The following is a 21040-nucleotide window of genomic DNA, read 5'->3' on the forward strand; positions in this document are numbered from 1 at the left end:
TGTGACCATGAATGCCCCTGGTAACGGCGATTAAGGGAATTACCGCACGCGCGCAAGGGAAATTTTTATGTTGGAAAGTGTCGCTTTGCAGCCAAGTGCTTAGTCACGACGCCCGCCTGCCAAACGTTCCAGGAAATGTCCTGCTTCCGACCTGAATCGCTGGGTTTCGACGAGCAGCTGGTCGGTTTCGCGGCGGATGATGGTGGCAGCTTCCCGCGTCAGCGCCGCCGAGCCGGAAATGTCGAGCACACTCGAATGAACTTCCTGCGTGCTGGCGGCGGCGTCCTGCGCACTGCGGGCGATCTCCGAGGTGGCTGCCTGCTGCTGCTCGACAGCGCTCGAGATCGTGCGCGCAAGATCGTTGATGTCGCGGATGCCGTCGATGATGCTTTTGATCGCGGCCACCGTGCCGGCGGTCGCCTGCTGGACGGCATCGATCTGCTGGGAAATGTCGCCGGTGGCGCGGCCGGTCTGCGTGGCGAGGTTCTTCACCTCCTGCGCCACCACGGCAAAGCCCTTGCCCATATCGCCGGCACGCGCTGCCTCGATGGTGGCATTTAAGGCCAGCAGGTTGGTCTGGCTGGCGATGTCGCTGATGAGCTGCGCCACCTGGCCGATCTTGTTCACGGAATCATCGAGGCTGGCGATCTTCTCATTGGATTGCTCGGAGCCGGCGGCAGCGGATTCCGCGCGCCGTGCGGATTCACCCACCTGGCGCGAGATCTCGTTGACCGAGGCCGAGAGTTCTTCGGCGGCGGCGGCCACGGTCTGCACATTGTGGCTGGTGGCTTCCGCCCCGCGCACGGCGACCGCCGATTTGGTTTCGGTCTCGTCGGCTGACATCGCGAGCCGGTCGGTGGTGGTGCGGACCTGTTCAATGGCCGCCGACAGGCCTTCAGCAACCGAGCCGATGGTTTCGCGGAATTGCTGGGCGAGGCGGGCGGCGGTTGCCTGCTGCTCAGCTTCGGAGCGGGCCTGTGCCTCATCCTGCTGGCGCTGCAGGCGCGCCAATTCGGCATCGGCCTGGTGAAAGGCGGTGAGCGCCCGGGCGATGTCGCCGATCTCGTCGGCGCGCTGAACGGTTCTACCCAGCTCGGCCTGGAGATGCTCGACCGTGTCCTTGGTGCCGATGAGGCTTGCGACCTTGACCAGCGGCTTGCTCACCGTGGCGCGAATGATCCACAGGATGACACCCAGCAGCACGATCATGACACCGAGCGCAATGAGGACGGCCTGCAGCAGTTGATGCCGCAGCTGTGCTTCCAAAGGCGCCGTGCTCCAGGCGAGGGCGGCGATGCCGATGCGGCGTGCCTTGTCGCCGACACCTTCCATGACCGGCACGAACACGATCTGGTGGGCCGCGGTCAAATCGGTATAGACGCTGTTCTGTTCGATGGCGGCCTTGGCGGTGGGCAGCAGGGCCGTGAGGTCGATCGCCGGCAGGTTCGCATTATTGGCTTCGGACAGCTTGGCGTCTTCGACCGAGAAGATCGCAATCGCCGCCAGGGCGGAGCTTGGTTCGTCGAAATACCCCTGATAGCCCTTGGCGATGGCATCGGCCTTCTTGAACTTGACGCCGCCGGAGACCTGGCCCGCAATCAACCTTGCGATGGCGATGCGGCTGATCCCGGCTTCGCTCAAGGCCATCTGGCGCTGGGCGAAGGATTGCAGGGTCAGGACCAGGGCAAAGCCGACGACGATGCCGATGGCGATGATCGCCGCCAGCCGCCGGCCGATGGTCCAAATGCGTGCCTTCTTTGCCGGCACGCTGTCCGTCGCAATCTGCATGGATCAATCTTCCTCGTCCGCGTCGTCAGATGTTCCTCAAGGCGCGGGGCATTCCCCAAGATAGAACGGCCGGCACTGTAATCAGCGCCGGCCGGGTAACAAGGCGTTATTGGGCCATCAGACCTTCGGCATCGAGACCGACGGTGAGGGCGCCGATGGGCGCACCGCTGGCATCGACCACGGTGATACTGGTCTGCAGCTGGAAGCGTTGGGTCGATTCGTCCTGCTCGACATCGTCGGCGAAGACAGCGCCGGCACCGGCGCCGAAGCTCTTCTGGAACTTGCCTTCGTCGCCTTGCCAATAGTCGCTGGTGGCGTCGCACACGCCGACATTGAGACCCTTATTGTCCATCAGGATCATTTCGGTGACGAGGCCGTTGGAGCCGGTGCATTTTTCCTTGAGCTTGGCAGACACGGCGGCGTTGACCACGGAATCGATCAAGGGGTGGGCAGCGGCGCCGACTTCGGCTTTCCACTGCGCATCGAGTGCATCGATCTTGGCCTGGTCAAGAGCCGCGTGTTCGGCGTTGGCGGCTTCGACGGCAGCAACGATCGTAGGATCGGCGGCCCACTGCGCGATGTCGCTCTTGGCAAACGCTTCGGCCTTGGCTTTTGTTTCCGCATCATCCGCCCATGCGCTGGTACCAGCGGCGGCGACGAAGGCGGCGCATAGAACGATTTTCCTAAGCATGGATTTCCTCACATCTACGTTTTCGCGCGGCGTGCGCATGGATTTTCCTGTCCTGGGCCGGATCGCGCTGATCGAGCCCAAGTCCTGAAGCGTAGGCATGAGATGATTAAGCGCGCGTTAAGCACGCGCGGCTTGGAATGATTACCAATTGCAAATGGAAAAGCGGAGGAAACGGAAGAGCGGACTAGCGCGCTTTCTTCAACGCGTCGCGCCGGTCGAACAGATCCAGTTCGTGAGCGATCGAGCGTTCGACCAGAGCGCGATAGATGGGCTCGATGAAATCCGGATCCATGCCGCTTGCCACGGCCGCTGCACGCACCTTGGCGATGACATCTTCGACACGGGGCTCATCGCGAACCTGATCGCGCCGCGGCTTGATGCGCGCCGCTTCGCCGATGAAATGCAGCCGGTCGGCCAGCAGCGCCACGATCTCGCGGTCGAGTGCGTCGATGGCGTCGCGGACGTCCGACATGTCGTTGCAGGTTTTGCGCCTGTTCCGGACTTTCTCCATCACAGCACTCACGCCTGCTTGGCGTCGATGATGCCGCGGCGGACGGCGCGAGTGCGGGTGAAGACCTCGAACAATTTATCGCCTTCGCCCCAGCGGATGGCGCGCTGCAGGGCCGTGAGGTCCTCGGTGAAGCGCCCGAGGATTTCCAGGACCGCTTCGCGGTTGTTCAAGAAGACGTCGCGCCACATGGTGGGGTCGGAGGCCGCAATACGCGTGAAGTCGCGGAAACCGGAGGCCGAGAATTTGATCACTTCCGACTGCGTCGATTCCTCGAGATTGGTCGCCGTGTCGACGATGGTATAGGCGATGAGGTGGGGCAAGTGCGAGGTGATGGCCAGCACCTGGTCGTGATGGCCGGGCTCCATGCTCTCAACCATGCTGCCGATGCCGGACCATAATTTGTGCAAGCGATCGACGGCCGCAGTGTCAGCACCTGGCAATGGCGTGATGATGCACCAGCGACCCTTGAAGAGTTCGGCAAACCCGGCGCGAGGGCCCGAATGTTCGGTGCCGGCAATCGGGTGCCCGGGGATGAAATGCACACCTTCCGGCACATGGGGGCCGAGATCGCGGATCACCGCCTGCTTGACCGAACCCACATCGCTGAGGATGGCGCCCGACTTCAGATGAGGGGCAATGGCGGCACCCAAATCGGCATAGGTGCCGATCGGTGTCGCCAGGATGACGAGGTCGGCGCCTCTGACCGCGCTCGCAACATCATCCGACACCAGGCCGAGCTTCAGCTCGCGGGCGGCGTCGCGGGCTTCGGCCGAGGCATCAAAGATCGAAATCTCGCCGGCAAGATCGGCGGCGGCGATGGCGCGGGCCAGGGACGAGCCGATGAGGCCGATGCCGATGAGGGCGACGCGCCCAAAGAGAGGTTGCTTGGTCATTGTGTGGCCGCCGCCTGGACAAAGTCACCCAGCGCAATGGCGCAGGCCTTCACGGCGGCTTCCTCGGCGATGGTGATGCGCAGGCAGTCGGGCAGGCCATAGGCGCCCATCTTGCGCACCAGGATGCGGCGGGATTTCAGGAATTTCTCGGCTGCATCGGCATTGAGCTTGGGATCGGAGGGGAAGCGCACCAGCAGGAAGTTGCCGACGCTGGGATAGGGGTGAAGGCCGATGCGCTTCACCTCGTTTACGAACCAGGGCAGCCAATAATCGTTGTGCGCCTTCGACCGTGCGACATGGTCGGTGTCGGCAAGGCCCGCGATGCCGGCCAATTGCGCGGGCGCCGGCACGTTGAACACGCCGCGGATACGGTGCAGCACGTCCATGATGCTTTTGTTGCCATAGGCCCAGCCGAGGCGGAGTGCCGCCAGGCCGTAGATCTTGGAGAAGGTGCAGGACATGAGGACATTGTCATGTGTCTTCACCAGCTCGGCACCGTTGCTGTAGTCCGGCTTGTCGACATATTCGGCGTAGGCCGCGTCGATGACGAGGAGCACATTCTCCGGCAGCCCATCGCGCAGCCGCTTCATCTCGGCAGCCGGGATATAGCTGCCGGTCGGGTTGTTCGGGTTGGCGACGAAGCAGATCCTGGTCTTGGGCGTCACGGCCGCCAACAGCGCATCGACATCGGTGGTGAGGTTCTTCTCCGGTGCCGCGACGGGGATCGCACCCACCGATTGCGCAGCGATCGGATAGATGAGGAAGCCGTGGCGCGAATAGAGAACCTCGTCGCCAGGACCCGCATAGGCGCGGGTCAGCAGCACCAGAATATCGTCGGAGCCGGTGCCGCAGATGATCTCTTCCGGCTTGCCGCCCACTTGCGCCGCCAGGGCCGTGCGGAGCGCCATGCTGGCGCCGTCCGGATAGCGGTGCATCTCCATGGCGCCCTTGGCATAGGCTTCCATGGCGAGGCGGCTGGCGCCCAGGGCGCTCTCGTTCGACGACATCTTGTAGATCGGCCCCGATCCCGGCAGATCATGCTCGCCCGGCACATAGGCGGCGATGTCGAGAATTCCGGGGCGAACGGTCAAGGTCATGATCTGGGCTCCAAGGCGCGTTGCGTCTGTGTTAGTGGCCGCTCGGTTCGTCGCTGAGCTCGGCCTTGGTCAGGGGTTCGGCATAGGAGCCGATCGTGTGCAGCTTGGCATCCTTGCCGAGGCCGCTGGCGACCAGGGTCAGGCGCGGATCGGCCTCGGCCACATAGCCCGCAACCTCGATGAGGTTGAGGTCCGGGCCCAGCTGATCGCGGCCCAGTTGATCGCGCCCGCCATGGATGAAGCTGGTCTCAAGCCCGACACCGGCCAGGGCCTGGCGCAGGCTGGAGCGGCTGACCGGTTCCGGGGCTTCAAGCACGATCAATGAATGGTCGCGGTCGGTGGGTTCGGTGGGCGAGCGGCCGACGACGAGGGCCTGGAGATCCGGGTTGCGCTGGTTGCCGGGATCGCCAAAGGGCAAGCGGGCCACGACATGGGGCAGCTGGGCCGAGCCCATCAGGCGCCGCCACCAGGGGTCGTTGTCATCCTCGCGCGGGAAGGGCAGGACAGCGACCGTGGCGGATCCGTCCATGACGGCGCTCAAGGCGCGGTCGACGCGGCTGAAGGTGAGGAGCTTGACCTGGCTGCCATAATGATCGCGCGCCAGGTCCCAGAAACCGGGATGGGCCTGCGGGGCATAGACCGCGACCACAAAAGGGCCTTCGACCTGGAGGAGGGCGGAGATCATTTCGCGCCACATGCGCACGATGACGGCCTTGGGCAGCTTGCCTTTGTGGCGCGCAATGAGGCGGCGCAGGATCTTGGCCTCGCGGGCCGGGCGCATGAACTTGGCGCCTTCCGCGGGCGATTCGCCGGTCAGCGGCTGGCGCGCTGCCTTGGTGGCGCCCACCGCAACGGCCAGTTCCGTCCGCTGCATGAGCAGATCGTGCAGCTGGCTGTCGATCGCATCGATCTTATGCCGCAGCTGGACCAGCTCATCCCCGATGCCATCCGACCCCTGCATACCCCTAAACCACTTCCAAGGCCCAAATTGTTTCCAAGAACTGAGAAACGGCCTAGCCAACGGTCATTCAGACGGGGCCCGGCCGCGGCCAAGTGATAGCCGCCAAGCGCCCGAAAAGCAAAGAAAACCTTGAAAGAAGCCATTGCCAGGGGCCCCTGTGCTGGGTTTCCTGCCCTGGAGCCTGGAGGGGCGCTGTCAGGCGGGAAATCCGAGCCCCCAAGAGCCGGATTTTGGAAGATTGGCGGACAGATTTCAATCTTCCGGCCATGGTTCCTTCCCGGGTTTCCAGCGCTGCCGCCGGGCCGGTGGTGGCTCCGCCACCGCTGCGGCCCCTTACTGGCCGACCTTCTCGATCTCGAAGGGTGTCGTCTGATAGATCTCGTTGATCCAGTTCGAGAAGAAGAGATGCGCATGCGGGCGCCAGCGGTTAAGCGGCGGCCGTGCGGCATCATCGGCAGGGAAATAGTCGTGCGGCAGCTTGATCGGGACATTGGCGTTGATGTCGCGCGCATATTCATCGCCGAGGGAGGTCGCATCATATTCCATGTGATCGAGCACGTGGAGACGGCGCGCGCCGCGACTCTGGGCGATGCAGACACCTTTCTCGTCGGAATAGGCCAGCACGTCGACATCCGGGCACGCCGCCACGTCGGCGGTTCTGATTTCGGCCCAGCGCGAGATCGGTATCACGAAATCATCCGAGAATCCGATCAGGAAGGGTGACGACGGCTTCATGATCTTCTGGCGATAGACACCGAACGCCTTTTCCGGCAACTGATGCTTCGGTACGCCGTGGAAATGGTAAAGTGCCGCCATGGCACCCCAGCAAACATTGATCGTCGAATGCGCGTTGGTCGTGGTCCAGTCGAAGATCTGCTGCATCTCCGGCCAATAGGTCACGTCTTCGTAGGGGATCGTCTCGACCGGCGTGCCGGTGATGATGAAGCCGTCGAATTTGCGATGCCGCGCATTCTCCCAGGTCTGATAGAAAGTCCGCAGATGGTCTTCCGCCGTGTTCTTGGCGGCATGGTTGCCGATGCGGATCAAGGAGAGATCGATCTGCAGGGGGGTGGCGCCGAGCAGGCGCGCGATCTGCAACTCGGTCTTGATCTTGTTCGGCATCAGGTTGAGCAGGCCGATCTGCAGCGGGCGGATGTCCTGGCGGATTGCCGCTGTCTCGGTCATCACGCGCACGCCCTCGTTCTGGAGGGCCTGGAAGGCAGGGAGCTTGTCGGCAATCTTGATCGGCATGTGCGGTCACCCAAAAATCGGCAAATGGCTCGCCCTGGGTCCGCAGCCTTGAGATTCCACTTTTGAAAATCTCGGGCGGCCCTTTAGCGAGTTTTTTTACGTGGCTGCAAGCCGGCCGGCCAAATCACCACGGAATGCTTCTATTTAACCGATGCGGCACCCAAGCTACAATACGATTTATCAGGCTTTGACGGCCGCCCAGGGTAGCGTTTCACGCATGTTGTGGGGCGTTTTGCCGCATAACGAGGGTGAATTTGCCAGGCGAGCCGGCATGTTTTTGCCAAGGAAGCGGGGCGGGTCAGTCAGGCTGTTGCAAGAGTGGATCCCCGGGTCAAGCCCGGGGATGACGGCTTTGTTTAGTTGGCCGCAGATGGTGTTGGCAGGGTATTCTCAAGTTCGTCATCCCCGGGCGGTCCCAGTTTTCTGCTGGTGGCACGCATTTCTCTTTCGCAATCGCGGCACCATGGGCTGGCATCGGCACTCGGCATGGGGTTGGGCGGAATGATCCTGGCAACACTTGCCGTCATCGGCTTGCAGGCGCTCTTCATGCAGGTCGAATGGCTCTATATGGGATTCAAGATCGGTGGTGGCGCCTATCTCGTCTATCTCGGCTACCAGCTGTGGCGGGGCGCCAGGCAGCCCTTGCAGGCGGCGATGGCAGATCCATCGCGGAGCGGCGTATTCCGCACTTTCCTGCTGGCGCTGGCGACGCAGCTCAGCAACCCGAAGACCGTGATTTTCTACAGCAGCGTCTTTGCAGCCTTGCTGCCGTCCAATCCCTCGACCGGCACGATGATCCTGCTGCCGGGCCTGCTGTTCCTGGTGGAAGGCGGCTGGTATTCGGCCGTGGCACTCGCCTTCTCGACGGCCAAACCGCGTGCGGCCTATCTTCGCGCCAAGGGCTGGATCGACCGCATCGCCGGGGCCGTGATGGCAGGGCTGGGGCTGCGGCTCATCTTCAGTTCGGCGAAGGTTTAGGGAACGAAAGTCCCCTCACCCCGACCCTCTCCCCGCAAGCGGGGCGAGGGAGTTTCGAGCAAGCTCGGTATAAAGCCCCTCTCCCCGTTCTTACGGGGAGAGGGGTTGGGGTGAGGGGCGTTTCGCTTTAATCCAGCAGGCTCCGAAGCGCGCGGTTGGCGACCGCCAGCATGGCGAGCTCCAGTTTGCCGACCTGGCGCAGATCGGTGAACAGGGCCTCGGCGCGTGGCAGGGCGGCGGTGCGGCCGGCTTTCCAGCCGTCGATCGCCTTTTCACCGGTGAGCCCCAGATCGTTGGCGAGGACCGCAACCGTCAGATCACGCTGATGGGTGTTGAGATCGTCGACGATGGCAAACACCGCGAGGCGCTGCCAATGGCTGTCGCCGATCAATCCCTTCGCCCCTGTCCGCAGCCAGTCGATGTTGAACTGGTCGCCGATGGCAAAATAGGTGGCGGCCACATCCTCGACCTTGATCTTGGTCTGGGCGGCAATGCGCACCACATCAAGCGTCGTGCCGATGCTGGCCAATTGCGAAATGCGCCGTGCCAGCCGGTCCGGCACGCCACCCGACATAAGGGCGCCATAACGCTTGGTGTTGGCGGCCTGATCGGCCGGCGAGAGGATCGTGCCCAAGGCCGCTTCGATGGCAATGATGCCGGGTTCGGTCGCAGCGATGTTGGCGGCGATGTCGAGCGGATGCTGGCCGTTGCGGAGGAACCACAGGGTCGCAGCTTCGGCAAGCCGGTTGATCTCGATCAGCATCGAGGTCTGGATGCTGGCCGAGACTTTGTTGTCGAGCGCCTGGATACCCGACCACAGATCCCGCAGCTTGAAAGCACCGCGGGTGATGGCATAGGCGCGGGCGATGGCGGAGGCGCTCTGGCCGGTCTTCTCCTTGGTCACATGAACGAAGGTGGCGCCCATGCGATTGACGAGCGAGTTGGTGACGACGGTCGAGATGATCTCGCGGCGCAGGCGATGCTTGTGGATGAGCGGCTGATAGCCCTCGCGCAGCTGCTGCGGGAAATATGAGATGAGATCGTCGGCCAGCTGCGGATCGTCCGGCAGATCGGACGGCAGCAATTCGTCATAGAGCGCCATCTTGGCATAGGCCAGCAGGACAGCGCTTTCCGAGCGTGTGAGGCCGATGCGCTGGGTCAGGCGCGCACGCATGATCTCATCGTCCGGCAGATATTCGATGGCGCGGTCGAGGCGGTTGATGCGCTCCAGGCCACGCATGAAGCGGCCCTGCTGGTCGAGGAGCGTATAGCTTTGCGCCTCCGCGACCGACAGCGCCTGGGACTGCAGGTAATTGTCGCGCAGCACGAGGGTCCCGACCTCGTCGGTCATTTCAGCGAGCAGCTTGTCGCGCTGCTTCATGGTGAGATCGCCGGCGGCGATAGCCTCGTTAATGAGGATCTTGATGTTGACCTCGTGATCCGAGGTATCGACGCCGGCGGAATTGTCGACCGCATCGGTGTTGAGGCGCTTGCCGTGGAGGGCTGCTTCGACGCGGCCGCGCTGGGTGCAGCCGAGATTGGCGCCTTCGCCGATCACCCGGCAGCGCAATTCCTCGCCATTGACGCGGGTCCCGTCATTGGCGCGGTCGCCGACATCGGCATGGGTCTCGTCGGTCGCCTTCACATAGGTGCCGATGCCGCCGAACCACAGCAAATCGACCTCGGTCTTCAGCAGCAGCTGGATGAGCTCGTTGGGCGTCACCTGATCCTTGGTGAAGCCGAAGCGCTGTTTCACTTCCGGCGAGAGCTTGATCGATTTCGCCTTGCGCTCGAAGATGCCGCCGCCGGGCGAGATCAGTTTGGCATCGTAATCGTTCCAGCCGGAGCGCGGCAGGTTGAAGAGGCGCTGGCGTTCGGCCAAGGTCGCCTTCGGGTCCGGATTGGGATCAAGGAAGATGTGCATGTGGTTGAAGGCAGCCACCAGCTTGGTGTGCGCCGAGAGCAGCATGCCGTTGCCGAACACGTCGCCCGACATGTCGCCGACACCCACACAGGTGAAGTCGACATTCTGGATATCGTGATCAAGTTCGCGGAAATGGCGCTTCACGCATTCCCAGGCACCGCGCGCAGTGATGCCCATCTTTTTGTGATCGTAACCGGCAGAGCCACCCGAGGCAAAAGCATCGTCGAGCCAGAAACCGTAATCGCGCGAGACCGAATTGGCGATGTCGGAAAAGGTCGCCGTTCCTTTGTCGGCCGCGACCACCAGATAGGGATCGTCGCTGTCATGGCGGATGACGTCGGCTGGCGGTTTCACGGCGCCGGCCACCAGATTGTCGGTGATGTCGAGGAGGCCGCGCATCAAGGTCTTATAGCAGTGTACCACCTCGGCCATGACGGCCTCGCGGTCACCTTGCGCCGGGCGCTTCACCACGAAGCCGCCCTTGGAGCCCACCGGCACGATGACGGCGTTCTTGACCATCTGCGCCTTCATCAAGCCTAAGACCTCGGTGCGGAAATCCTCGCGCCGGTCGGACCAGCGGATGCCGCCACGCGCCACCTTGCCGCCCCTGAGATGGATGGCCTCGGCACGCGGGCTGTAGACGAAGACCTCAACCAAGGGCCGTGGCAGCGGCAATTCCTCGATCTTGGCGGAATCGAGCTTGAAGGAGACATATTCCTTGGGCCCGCCATCAGTGGCCTTCTGGTAGAAATTGGTCCGCAGGGTGCACTGCACGGCATTGAGATAGCGGCGCAGGATGCGGTCTTCGTCGAGGTTGGCGACGCGGTCGAGCTTGCCGGCAATCTTCTCGACGATCTTCAGGGTCTTCTCGTCGCGATTGCCTGCGAAGGCCGGATCGTTGCGCACGTGGAACAGCTTGACGATGTTGCAGGTGATGGTCGGGTTGGCGTTAAGCGTCGCCTCCATATAGTCCTGGCTGAAGGCAATCGCCGCCTGGCGCAGATATTTGCAATAGGCGCGCACCAGGGTGATGTCGCGCCAGCCGAGGCCGGCGGTGATCACCAGTCGGTTGAAGCCGTCATCCTCCATCTGGCCGCCCCAGATCTTGGCGTAGGCTTCGTGGAACTTGTCGCGGATCGCGGCAATATCCACCTCGCCGCCATCGGCGGTCACCATGATGAAGGCGTGGATCCAGACCGGCTGCTCCTGGCCGACCGGGCGCACATCGAACGGATTTTCGCTGATGACCTTGAGACCGAAATTCTCCAGCGAGGGGAGGACCGTGGAGAGGGCGATCTTGTCACCGGACTTATAGAGCTTGAGGTGCAATTCGTTGCCGGCGGCCTCGATCGGGCGATAGAGGTTGATCGCCGTCTTGTTCTCGTGCAGCGCTTCCTCGATGCGGTCGATATCGCTCACCGCCGCATGGGCATTGAAATATTCCTCGAACCCCACCGGAAAGGCATCGCCATAGCTGCGCAGCAAGGTCAGGCCCTCGGCCTCGCCCTTGGCTTCGATGAGCGCATCCTTGAGGTGATCGCGCCAGGAGCGACAGGCATCGGCGACCTGCTGTTCCAGCTCCTTCACGTCATAAGGCGGCATCTCGCCGGGCGTGGTCGCGATGATGAGATGGACGCGGGCCAGCGGGCTGTCGGTCAGATGTACGAAGTAGTTGGAGATGCGGCCGTTGAAGGCCTTGCACAGGATGGCCTGGATGCGCTGGCGCAGTTCCGTCGTCTGCCAGTCGCGCGGCAGGTAGACGAAGCAGGAGACGAACCGTTCATAGGGATCGCGGCGGACGAACAGGGCCACGCGCTGGCGGTCCTGCAGGTTGAGGATGCCGAGCGAGGTTTCCAGCAGCTCGTCGACGTCGGTCTGAAACAGTTCGTCGCGTGGATAGCTTTCGAGGATATGCGCCAGCGCCTTGCCATCATGGCTTTGGGAACTGAAACCGGCGCGCTTGGCAACTGTTGCCACCTTGTGGCGCAGCAGCGGAATTTCCCAGGGCGACCGGTTATAGGCGACCGACGTGAACAGGCCGGCAAAGAGATGCTCGCCGACAACGTCACCTTTCTCGTTGAAGATCTTGATGCCGATCGTGTCGAGATGGACATTGCGATGCACGGTCGAGCGCAGATTGGCCTTGGTGACCAGGATCATCTTCGGCTGGGTGAGGAAGCTCCTGACATCCGGCGGCAGGGCATCGAGATTGCGCATGCCTTCGAACACGCGCACATCGGGATCGCGCAGCAGGCCAAGGCCGGCTTCCTGCTTGATGTGATAGGTGATGTTGTCCTTCTCGCCGGCAAAGATGTATTCGCGGTAGCCGAGGAAGGTGAAGTGATCGTCATTGATCCAGCGCAGGAAGTCGACCACTTCGGTCACTTCCTCAGGCGGCAGCGGCAGCTTGCGGCTTGCCGCTTCATCGATCGCTGACGCCAGGCGCGCGCGCATCGATTGCCAATCCTCGACGGCCAGGCGAACGTCGCGCAGCACGATCTCGATCCGCTCGCGGATAGCATCGAGCTGCTCTTGCGTAGCTACCTGGTTGACGCGCAATTGCATGACCGATTCAGGCGTCCCATCGGCAGCGCCAATCGCCGTCAATTGACCCTTGGCATCGCGCGTGGTGCGGATGATCGGATGGATGACGAGATGGACGCCAAGATCCTGCCGGTTCATTTCGGCAGTCAGCGAATCCACCAGGAAAGGCATGTCGTCGTTGACGATCTCGATCACGGTATGGGTCGAGCGCCAGCCATGTTCGTCGATGCGCGGGTTGAAGACGCGCACCTTGGCCTGCTTGGGCAGGCGCGTCTGCGCAAAATTGGCAAGTGACAGAGCGGCGGAAAAGAGATCCTCGGGATTATCGCTGGCAATGTCGGATTGCGGGACATTGGCATAGAATTGCCGAATGAAGGTTTCGATCAGCGGCGCACGCTTGCGCTCGATACGTTCTCCGACAAAGCGCACGACTTCATCGATCAGCTGGTTCTTCAGCTTTTCCGCTCGCATGATATCAAAGTCCCCGATGACAGTTACTGGAGGTTTGTTGTTATTAGGCTTTGTTATTTCTGGGGATTCTAGCCCATGCCAAGTAAAAGCGCCAATCTGGCACAGGGCTGGCGGGACCGTCGAAAAGGCGTTCGAACGGGGGCGAACGGGGCGAATTCACGGCATTTCCTGCCGTTTCGCGATAATGACCATGTTTTGGTAAAGAAAATTTAAACTATCGGCGGGCATTCTCTCCGAAACGGGGGTGCGGCAGCGACCGGCCGGTCAATCGAGGCTAGTCAATCGGGGGGATCCGATGCCGGGTATTTTGCGCACCGAAAGGAGAGAGACATGCTGATGGACGAAGTCCGCGGCGAGGCGTTTCTGCGCAAATTGCCGCAAGATATCCGCGACAGCCTGACACCGGCACAGTCGGAAGCGATCAGCCGTGTCGCACAAGGCACTATTCAACGGCGCCATCCGATCGACCTGCGCCTCTCCATGCCGCTGCCCTTTGGCGAGCGCGCCTATGCCGTGCTGCTGTTCGGCAAGGAAAAACGCTCGCAAGCGCGCCGCATCCTGGAAAGCCAGCTGCGGCCGACCGATCGCTTGACCCAAATTGTTGTATTTGGATTGGGCTTGGCAGCGTTTACATTGGCGGCCTTCATCGGGCTGCTGTTCCACAATGCAGTCCTGGCGCCTTAACGGATAGTCAGATCATCACCTTGCCGCGTGCCTTTTGCCTTTGCTTGCTAGCGCTGTCATGGCCGTTCTGGGCGGGCCTTGCTTGTGCCGAAACGAAGCTGCCGCCACTGCCCAAGATCGGCATTGAAGGCGAGGACAATCGGACCGTCGCTGATTCCAAAGTCTGGCCCTGGATCGCGGTTGGCCGCATCAACCGCGAGATCGGCGGCCATTGCACCGGTACACTGATCGCCCCCGATCTGGTTCTGACGGCAGCACATTGCCTCTATAATTCCGACGACGGCCGCTGGACGGCACCGTTCGAGGTGCATTTCGTGGCGGGCTATAACCGGGGCAGCTATGCCGCCCATGCGCGGGGCAAGCGTTTCATCCATGATCCGGCCTATGTGCCGGGCAAGGCGGCCACGATCAAGGAAATGGCGCGCGACTGGGCGATCATCGTGCTGGAGCAGAAACTGTCTCTGCAGCCAGTGCCGCTCACCACCCGTAACAGGAACGAGATTCTGGCGAAGCCTAATGCCGGAGTGCCCAATGTCGGCGTGCCCAATGTCGGCGTGCTCAGTGCCGCCGGATATAGTGGCGACCGGTCGGAGGTTCTGTTGCGCCATGCCGGCTGCACCATACTTGGCATGATGCGCGAACATCCGGTGATGATCGATGATTGCGACAGCACCTTCGGAGCTTCCGGGGGGCCGTTGCTGATGATCACCAATGAGAAGGCCGAGATCGTCGGCCTGCAGAGCGGTGTCGCGCAGTTCAAGGACAAGGGCGAGCGCGGCGTTGCCGTCCCGGTCTGGACCTTCAGGGGCGCGGTGCCGCGCTAGCCGGTTCCGGCTGCCCCAGAAAACGCAACGCCAGATAGCCCAGAATGGCCGAGGCGCCGGTCCCGCAGAGAACGCCGAGGCGTACCTCGGCCGCCAGCGCCGGGTCCGGGAAGGCTAGGCCGCCGATGAACAACGACATGGTGAAGCCGATCCCGGTCAACAAGGCGACGCCGTAGATCTGCGGCCAGCTGGCACCCGTCGGGCGTTGGCACAGGCCCAGCGCCACGCCAAGGGCGACGGCGCCCAGGACCCCCACCTGCTTGCCGATGAAGAGGCCGAGGGCAATGCCAAGCGTCAGGCTATGCGTCAGCGATTGCAGGGAAAGGTCGGCGAGGCTGACACCGGCATTGGCAAAGGCGAAAATCGGCATGACGCCATAGCTGACCCAAGGGTGGAGGCCGTGCTCGGCGCGGCGGAGCGGCGACTGTTCAGTATCGCCTGCAATGCGATAGGGGATAAAGAGGGCGACAGCGACACCCGCCAGCGTCGCGTGGACCCCCGATTTCAGCACGCATACCCAGATGAAGATGCCGATCAGCACATAGGGCGTGATGCGCTGGATGCGCATCCGGTTGAGGATGAGAAGGCCGATCCCACCGACAGCGGCCAGAGCCAGCGAGAGGATTGAGAGATCGGCCGTGTAGAAGATGGCGATGATGATGATGGCGCCGAGATCGTCGATGATGGCCAGCGCCAGCAGAAAGATCTTGAGACTGGGCGGCACCCGGTTGCCAAGCAATGTCAGCACCGCCAGGGCAAAGGCGATGTCGGTCGCAGCTGGAATGGCCCAGCCGCCCAAATATTCGGGGGCCGCGCGGTTGATGAGGAAATAGACCAGGGCCGGCGCCGCCATGCCGCCCAGGGCGGCGATGCCGGGCAAAGCCGCCTGCGAAGGTGTCGACAATTCGCCGCCCAGGATCTCGCGCTTGATCTCCAGCCCAACGAGGAAGAAGAACACCGCCATCAGCCCGTCATTGATCCACAGGAGCAGGGGCTTCACCAGGCCCAAAGGTCCCAGGGTCACGCCGAACGGCAGTTCCAGGACCTGGCGATAGAGCGGCGCCAGCAAGGAATTGTCGCAGATCAGCGCCAGGATGGCGGCAGCCAGCAGGATGATGCCGCCGGCGGCCTCGAGCTGCAGAAACTGGCGGATGGGATTCATATGGCGGTCATTTCCTCGTCGACGTCAGAACAGGGAGGCGTTGATCAGGCGGTGCGCCAGAATGCTGGCAGCATAGCCCAGCGCCACGGCCCAGCTCCATTTGAGATGGCTGGAGAAGGTGTAGACGCCCCTGGCCTGCCCCATCAAGGCGACGCCGGCTGCCGAGCCGATCGACAGGATCGACCCACCGACACCGCAGGTCAATGTGATCAGCAGCCAGTGACCGTCCGACATCGCCGGATCCATCTTGAGGACGGCGAACATGAGCGGAATGTTGTCGACGATGGCCGATAGCAGGCCGATGGTGATGTTGGCGGTCATCGGCCCGAAGCCCACATAGAGGAACTCCGATGAAACTGCGAGATAGCCGATGGCACCAAGGCCGCCCACGGCGAAGATGATGCCGAAGAAGAACAGCAAAGTGTCGAACTCGACGCGCTGAATCTCCTTGAAGGAATCGAGCAGCATGTCGGAATCGTCGCGGCGCTTGCTTTTGCGGTTGAGGTAATAGGCCCAGATCTGCAGATAGCCGAGGCCCAGCATCATGCCCATGGCCGGCGGCAAATTCAGAAAATTCTTGAAGCACACGGCCGTGACGATGGTGGCGGCAAACAGCAGCAGGACGCCGCGGGCACCAGGCTTGGCGCGCACCCGGTCCTGATGCGGTGCCGGTTTGGTCTTGGGCAGGGCAAAGTGCATCAGCACGGCGGGCACCAGCCAGTTGACGGCCGAAGGTACGAACAGATCGAAGAACTCCCAGAAGGTGAGCTTGCCGTTCTGCCAGACCATGAGGGTGGTGATGTCGCCAAAGGGCGAGAAGGCGCCACCCGCATTGGCCGCCACGACAATGTTGACACAGCCCATGGCGACGAAGAGACGCGAGCCGGTCCCCAGCGCCATCACCACGGCCCCCATGACCAGGGCGGTCGTGAGATTGTCGAGCACGGCCGAGAGCGGGAAGGCGATGCCGCCGGTGAGCCAGAACAGCGAGCGGTAGCCAAGCCCAAGGCCGACCAGGCGCGCGCGCAGCACATCGAAGACGCGGCGCTCTTCCAGCGTGTTCACATAGGTGATGGCGACCAGCAGGAACAGGAACAGCTCGCCATATTCCAGGATCATCTGCTTGGCTTGTGCGTGGGCGGCTTCGGCCTGCCCTGCGGCACCGTAGCCCACCGCCACCAACGCCCAGATCAGCCCAGCTGCCAGCAGCACGGGCTTTGATTTGCGCATCTGGGTGGTTTCCTCGCAGATCACGAGGACATAGGCGGCCAGGAAAATGACCAGGGCCAGCAGGCCGGTCCAATGCATCGTCAGATCAATCATCCGCCCTGTTCCCCAGATACCGCCATGTGGATGAAGGCGGTGCCCGGGGAAAATAGCGGCCAAGCCCAACAGGGCCTAGCCTTTATCGAACGGATGGATCAACACATTGGCATCATGAGGATTTTTAGCGAACCCGGACCGCCTGTGGCGGCTGGTACCGCGCGCCTCACGCCAAGCTTGGCAGGGCCAGAATCAGCACCATGAGAGCGGAAAAAGCGATAGCTTCGAAAGCGTTCTTGAGGCTGTAGGCCATGATCTTGCTCCTGCTGTATCGTCTATGTGCCCTTTATGTTCTATTCATGTTCCAAAGTCAAGCCGCCTGTTATCTGCAGAGAAACATTGGAATTTTCAGTCAGAGATTCTCAGTCAGAGATTCTCAGTCAGAGATTCTCGGAGGGACTGTTCAGTTCGGGCGCGTGGCCTTCAGGCGATAGGTGCCGCCTTTGGGCCCCTCGAACATGTCGCGCAGCAAGGGATGGCGGCAGGGCCGGCCGCTTTCGTCCGGCAGCAAATTCTGTTCCGAAACATAGGCGACATAGGTCGTTTCGGCGTTCTCGGCCAGCAGATGATAGAAGGGCTGGTCGCGATGCGGCCGCAATTCCGCCGGGATCGATTGCAGCCACTCCTCGGTATTGGCGAAGACCGGATCGACGTCGAAGACGACGCCGCGAAACGGATACACGCGGTGTTTGACGATATCGCCGATGTTGAAGCGGGCCGTGGCGAGGTTGGTCGCAGGTCGTTCTTTCATGTCTCACAGATTGGCGCGATTGACGATTCCGTCAAGTCCCGGCAAGGGGTTATCGATCGTTGGATGGGCCGATCGTCTTGTCGATGGTCGCCATCAGATCGGCGCGGGTGAACGGTTTGGGCAGGACCGCGGCGGCGCCCAATTGCTGGGCCAAATGGAGGACGTCCATCCGGTTTGTCCTGCCACCACCGGAAATGGCGATGATCGGCAGATTGGGGAAGGTCGCCCGCGCATTGAGGATGAGCTCGATCCCTTCCACTTCCGGCATGATGATGTCGGTGATGATCAGGTTGACGGCCATGTGATCGAGGCTGGCCAGCCCCTCCTTGGCCGAGCCGAAGCACACACACTGATAGGCGCTGCCATCAAGCATGAATTCGATCATGCGCAGGATCGCCGGATCGTCGTCGATGACGAGTATCTTCTGCATCGTCAGATCATTCCTTCCGCGTCGCGTACCCTTCTGTCCTCCATCACGGCGTATCCAACATCTTGCGAATGCGTTCGGCAAGTTCCTGGCGGCGATAGGGTTTGCTCAGCAGCTGCACATCTGCGCCCTTGGCGGCGCTATTCTTGATAGCGGCTTCGGCAAATCCGGTCACCAGCAGAATTCTGAGGGCGGGGTAGAGCTCCGTGGCCTTGGCGGCGAGATCGAACCCGCTGAGGCCGCCCGGCATGACAACGTCCGAGAACAGCAGATCGATGCCATTGCCGCGTGCCAGAAGGTCGAGGGCATCATGGCCGTTCGCGGCCTCGATCACCTGGTAGCCGAGATCGTCCAACTGCCGTGCCGCGGTTTTACGCACGGCCTCGTTGTCGTCGACGACCAGGATGGTCTCGCGGCCCTTCGGCAGGGAAGTCGATTCGATGCGACCGGCCGCCGGCTGTTCTGTCCCCATGCCGGCGCGTGGCAGATAGAGGTTGATCGTGGTGCCGTGGCCAACCTCGCTATAGATTTTGAGGTGGCCGCCGGATTGCTTGGCAAAGCCGAATGCCATGCTGAGGCCAAGGCCGGTGCCCTGTCCGGGCGCCTTGGTGGTGAAGAACGGCTCCATCACCCTTCCCAGAATTTCCGGTGGGATGCCCTGTCCGTCGTCGGTGACGGCGATGCGCACGTAATCGCCGGGCGTCACCTCGGCATTGGTTGCCGCATATTGCCCGTCGAGATGGATGTTGCTGGCTTCGATGGTCAGGTTACCACCGCTGGGCATTGCGTCGCGCGCATTGATGGCGAAGTTCAGGAGTACGCTGTCGAGCTGGCCGGCATCGACCAGGCAGGGCCAGAGGTCAGAGGCACAATGGCTGGTGACGGCAATGTTCTCACCCAAAGTCCGGCGCAGCATCGTGGCGATCTGCGGCAGGTGCTGGGCAAGGTCGATGTTCTTGGGGTCGAGTGCCTGGCGGCGTGCAAAGGCCAGCATCTGGCGTGTCAGGGCTGCACCGCGCAGCGCGCCATTGAGCGCCTCATTGGCAAGGTCGATATCGTCCGGTGCCTTGAGATGCGGCAGCAGCGTGTCGATATTGCCGATGACGACACTGAGCAGATTGTTGAAATCATGGGCGACACCGCCCGTCAGCTGGCCGACGGCTTCCATCTTCTGCGCCTGGCGCAGCGATGCTTCGGTGGCGCGCAGGGCGGTAATATCGCGCACGGCTATGACGACACCGAGGCGCCGGCCTTTTTCATCGTGAATCGGTTGGCCGTTGACCAGCATCGTGCGAACCGGCTCATCTTTGGCAAGGCGTGCCATGACCTCGGCGTTATTGACACTTTCGCCGTTCATGACCCGCACCAGCGGAACGTCCTCGAAGGCCATCGGCACCATGTTGCTGTCGAAGATGCCGTCATAGAGTGCGACGATAGCCTTGAATGAAACCTTCTCATCCGGCAGGCCCATGGTTCGGGCCGTGGCATTCATGAACGTCAACATGCCGTCATTGTCGAATCCCAGGATCATTTCCGACGTGTTGTCGAGGACGGCGCGCATATAGCGCTGCTGTTCCAGCAATTGCTGCTGATTCTGTTCCAGCGCCTGGGCCATGGTGTCGAGACCATGCGCCAAGGTACCGAACTCGCCGGCATCATGGTCGATGCCGCTGCGCACCGATAGGTCACCCCTGGCGATCCGGGAACTGAGATCGACCATGGTCTGGACCGGCCGGGAAATCATCCGGGCGCTCATGAAATAGGTGATGAGCGCGAGCACCGCGGCAATACCAAGCAGCAAGGAAGCCTTGATGATGGTGCTTTGGTTGATCGCGCGCATATTATCGTCGATCGCGAGGCCGACAGCGATATAGATGGGTGCTGCCGTCGACGAGGATTGCAATTTCAAGAGGTGGAAAAGATCGGTCCCGCCATCAAGGTCGGCAGCCTTGATATCGGCCTGAACATCTACTTTCTGCAATTCCGCGAAGAGCGGTGTGGCTGCGGCCGACTTGCCGGACCATTCCTTGCCATCCGGGTAGCGCGCCATGACCAGGCCGGCCCCATCGATCAACGTAAAATCGGCATTGTCCGGCAGAGCTGGCGCAACTTCGTGCTGTACGAACCATTCAAGATTGACTGAGGCATAGACGATACCGGTCATCTTGCCGGCACCGTCTGTCATGGGCAGCGCAAAACCCAGCACCGGACGCTTCGACACTTTGCCGACGACATAATCACCTACGGTAAACCCGCTGGAGACGAGCGCGCGCTTGAACCAGGTGCGGTCGGCATAGTTATTGGCCTTGGAATCAGGGTTGCTGGTACAGAGGACATCGGCCGTCGTGCTAACGACCTGGATGATGGAGTAGCGTGGCTGCGACCGCACGATTTCCGACAAAATTTCTGAGCAATCGGGTTCGGCATAGCGGCGGACCTGCGGCACACGGACGAGCAGTTCCAGCAGGCCCTCGACATGAGAGACAATCCGTTCCTGGGAACTTACGATCGCGCGCGCCACTTGCTGGCCCTGGCGCTGCGCGTCATCGATCTGCTGCGACCGCGCCGCATAGACGTCATAGGCAATGATGATTGCCGACGGCAGGAGGACCAGCAGGATGATGGACAGCAGGCGGTGCCGCAATTTCAACGCCCAACGCATTCAAATATGTCCTTATGGTGCAGGCCTGCGAATTATAAGTGTAGATGGCGAGAGGCCAAGCGCAATCGGCACTTGTGAGGTAACGTCCGGCGCGGACA

Annotated in this window: 16 protein-coding genes and 1 riboswitch; of the genes, 3 read left to right on the forward strand and 13 right to left on the reverse strand. The window is 61.9% G+C overall.

The features are described from left to right. Positions 1–99: 99 nt before the first annotated feature. The 7 genes from AC1DWZ_RS09605 to AC1DWZ_RS09635 all read right to left on the reverse strand — a co-directional run bounded on the left by AC1DWZ_RS09605 (position 100) and on the right by AC1DWZ_RS09635 (position 7192). Positions 100–1788, reverse strand: a complete 1689-nt coding sequence (locus AC1DWZ_RS09605) for a methyl-accepting chemotaxis protein (protein WP_477168661.1) — start codon at positions 1786–1788, stop codon at positions 100–102. Between the two features lie 106 nt (positions 1789–1894). Continuing rightward, positions 1895–2479: a PDC sensor domain-containing protein gene (locus tag AC1DWZ_RS09610; RefSeq protein ID WP_477168662.1), complete on the reverse strand. Its 585-nt coding sequence runs from the start codon at positions 2477–2479 to the stop codon at positions 1895–1897. Between the two features lie 184 nt (positions 2480–2663). Then, positions 2664–2990: a chorismate mutase gene (locus AC1DWZ_RS09615; protein ID WP_477168663.1), complete on the reverse strand. Its 327-nt coding sequence runs from the start codon at positions 2988–2990 to the stop codon at positions 2664–2666. A gap of 8 nt (positions 2991–2998) precedes the next feature. Next, positions 2999–3883 carry a prephenate/arogenate dehydrogenase family protein gene (locus AC1DWZ_RS09620; protein ID WP_477168664.1) on the reverse strand — a complete coding sequence of 295 codons (885 nt, stop codon included), beginning with the start codon at positions 3881–3883 and terminating at the stop codon, positions 2999–3001. Further along, positions 3880–4980, reverse strand: coding sequence for a pyridoxal phosphate-dependent aminotransferase (locus AC1DWZ_RS09625; protein ID WP_477168665.1), 1101 nt, complete (start codon positions 4978–4980; stop codon positions 3880–3882). The genes AC1DWZ_RS09620 and AC1DWZ_RS09625 overlap by 4 nt, the downstream gene beginning before the upstream one ends. Before the next feature lie 31 nt (positions 4981–5011). After that, the gene (pheA, locus tag AC1DWZ_RS09630; RefSeq protein ID WP_477168666.1) at positions 5012–5941 is read right to left on the reverse strand and encodes a chorismate mutase; all 930 of its coding nucleotides are present in this window, start codon (positions 5939–5941) and stop codon (positions 5012–5014) included. A gap of 333 nt (positions 5942–6274) precedes the next feature. Further along, positions 6275–7192 carry a homoserine O-succinyltransferase gene (locus AC1DWZ_RS09635; RefSeq protein ID WP_477168667.1) on the reverse strand — a complete coding sequence of 306 codons (918 nt, stop codon included), beginning with the start codon at positions 7190–7192 and terminating at the stop codon, positions 6275–6277. Between the two features lie 63 nt (positions 7193–7255). Further along, positions 7256–7333, reverse strand: a riboswitch (SAM riboswitch). Positions 7334–7552: 219 nt separating this feature from the next. Between AC1DWZ_RS09635 and AC1DWZ_RS09640 the strand changes: the two genes are divergently transcribed. Beyond that, positions 7553–8170 (forward strand): LysE family translocator, encoded by a 618-nt coding sequence (locus AC1DWZ_RS09640; RefSeq protein ID WP_477168668.1) that lies wholly within the window; start codon positions 7553–7555, stop codon positions 8168–8170. 127 nt (positions 8171–8297) lie between these two features. On the opposite strand, the gene AC1DWZ_RS09645 is transcribed toward AC1DWZ_RS09640, so the two are convergent. After that, positions 8298–13109, reverse strand: a complete 4812-nt coding sequence (locus tag AC1DWZ_RS09645; RefSeq protein WP_477168669.1) for an NAD-glutamate dehydrogenase — start codon at positions 13107–13109, stop codon at positions 8298–8300. 330 nt (positions 13110–13439) lie between these two features. Between AC1DWZ_RS09645 and AC1DWZ_RS09650 the strand changes: the two genes are divergently transcribed. Together AC1DWZ_RS09650 and AC1DWZ_RS09655 are read left to right on the forward strand one after the other, a co-directional pair. Further along, on the forward strand, positions 13440–13793 hold the full coding sequence (locus AC1DWZ_RS09650) for a hypothetical protein (RefSeq protein WP_477168670.1): 354 nt from the start codon (positions 13440–13442) through the stop codon (positions 13791–13793). A gap of 20 nt (positions 13794–13813) precedes the next feature. Then, positions 13814–14617, forward strand: coding sequence for a trypsin-like serine peptidase (locus tag AC1DWZ_RS09655; RefSeq protein ID WP_477168671.1), 804 nt, complete (start codon positions 13814–13816; stop codon positions 14615–14617). On the opposite strand, the gene nhaA is transcribed toward AC1DWZ_RS09655, so the two are convergent. From nhaA to AC1DWZ_RS09680, 5 genes are all read right to left on the reverse strand, one after another. Beyond that, entirely contained in the window at positions 14595–15779 is a 1185-nt protein-coding gene (nhaA, locus tag AC1DWZ_RS09660; protein ID WP_477168672.1) for a Na+/H+ antiporter NhaA, read from the reverse strand. The two genes, AC1DWZ_RS09655 and nhaA, sit on opposite strands and share 23 nt — an antisense overlap. Before the next feature lie 24 nt (positions 15780–15803). Beyond that, positions 15804–17102 (reverse strand): sodium:proton antiporter NhaD, encoded by a 1299-nt coding sequence (gene nhaD / locus AC1DWZ_RS09665; protein WP_477168673.1) that lies wholly within the window; start codon positions 17100–17102, stop codon positions 15804–15806. Positions 17103–17505: 403 nt separating this feature from the next. After that, positions 17506–17853 carry a heat shock protein HspQ gene (gene hspQ / locus AC1DWZ_RS09670; RefSeq protein ID WP_477168674.1) on the reverse strand — a complete coding sequence of 116 codons (348 nt, stop codon included), beginning with the start codon at positions 17851–17853 and terminating at the stop codon, positions 17506–17508. A 49-nt stretch (positions 17854–17902) separates the two neighbouring features. After that, the gene (locus tag AC1DWZ_RS09675; protein WP_477168675.1) at positions 17903–18283 is read right to left on the reverse strand and encodes a response regulator; all 381 of its coding nucleotides are present in this window, start codon (positions 18281–18283) and stop codon (positions 17903–17905) included. 43 nt (positions 18284–18326) lie between these two features. Next, a complete protein-coding gene (locus AC1DWZ_RS09680; RefSeq protein ID WP_477168676.1) occupies positions 18327–20942 on the reverse strand; it encodes an ATP-binding protein in 2616 nt (871 codons plus the stop codon). Positions 20943–21040 lie beyond the last annotated feature (98 nt).

The sequence above is a fragment of the Dongia sp. P2_B8 genome (assembly GCF_056404715.1).

What these genes read in the sequence shown, in the direction of transcription:
- AC1DWZ_RS09605 (WP_477168661.1), bottom strand. Translation starts at nt 1,788, where the DNA reads ATGCAGATTGCGACGGACAGCGTGCCGGCAAAGAAGGCACGCATTTGG.
- AC1DWZ_RS09610 (WP_477168662.1), bottom strand. Translation starts at nt 2,479, where the DNA reads ATGCTTAGGAAAATCGTTCTATGCGCCGCCTTCGTCGCCGCCGCTGGT.
- AC1DWZ_RS09615 (WP_477168663.1), bottom strand. Translation starts at nt 2,990, where the DNA reads ATGGAGAAAGTCCGGAACAGGCGCAAAACCTGCAACGACATGTCGGAC.
- AC1DWZ_RS09620 (WP_477168664.1), bottom strand. Translation starts at nt 3,883, where the DNA reads ATGACCAAGCAACCTCTCTTTGGGCGCGTCGCCCTCATCGGCATCGGC.
- AC1DWZ_RS09625 (WP_477168665.1), bottom strand. Translation starts at nt 4,980, where the DNA reads ATGACCTTGACCGTTCGCCCCGGAATTCTCGACATCGCCGCCTATGTG.
- pheA (WP_477168666.1), bottom strand. Translation starts at nt 5,941, where the DNA reads ATGCAGGGGTCGGATGGCATCGGGGATGAGCTGGTCCAGCTGCGGCAT.
- AC1DWZ_RS09635 (WP_477168667.1), bottom strand. Translation starts at nt 7,192, where the DNA reads ATGCCGATCAAGATTGCCGACAAGCTCCCTGCCTTCCAGGCCCTCCAG.
- AC1DWZ_RS09645 (WP_477168669.1), bottom strand. Translation starts at nt 13,109, where the DNA reads ATGCGAGCGGAAAAGCTGAAGAACCAGCTGATCGATGAAGTCGTGCGC.
- AC1DWZ_RS09650 (WP_477168670.1), top strand. Translation starts at nt 13,440, where the DNA reads ATGCTGATGGACGAAGTCCGCGGCGAGGCGTTTCTGCGCAAATTGCCG.
- nhaA (WP_477168672.1), bottom strand. Translation starts at nt 15,779, where the DNA reads ATGAATCCCATCCGCCAGTTTCTGCAGCTCGAGGCCGCCGGCGGCATC.
- nhaD (WP_477168673.1), bottom strand. Translation starts at nt 17,102, where the DNA reads ATGATTGATCTGACGATGCATTGGACCGGCCTGCTGGCCCTGGTCATT.
- hspQ (WP_477168674.1), bottom strand. Translation starts at nt 17,853, where the DNA reads ATGAAAGAACGACCTGCGACCAACCTCGCCACGGCCCGCTTCAACATC.
- AC1DWZ_RS09675 (WP_477168675.1), bottom strand. Translation starts at nt 18,283, where the DNA reads ATGCAGAAGATACTCGTCATCGACGACGATCCGGCGATCCTGCGCATG.
- AC1DWZ_RS09680 (WP_477168676.1), bottom strand. Translation starts at nt 20,942, where the DNA reads ATGCGTTGGGCGTTGAAATTGCGGCACCGCCTGCTGTCCATCATCCTG.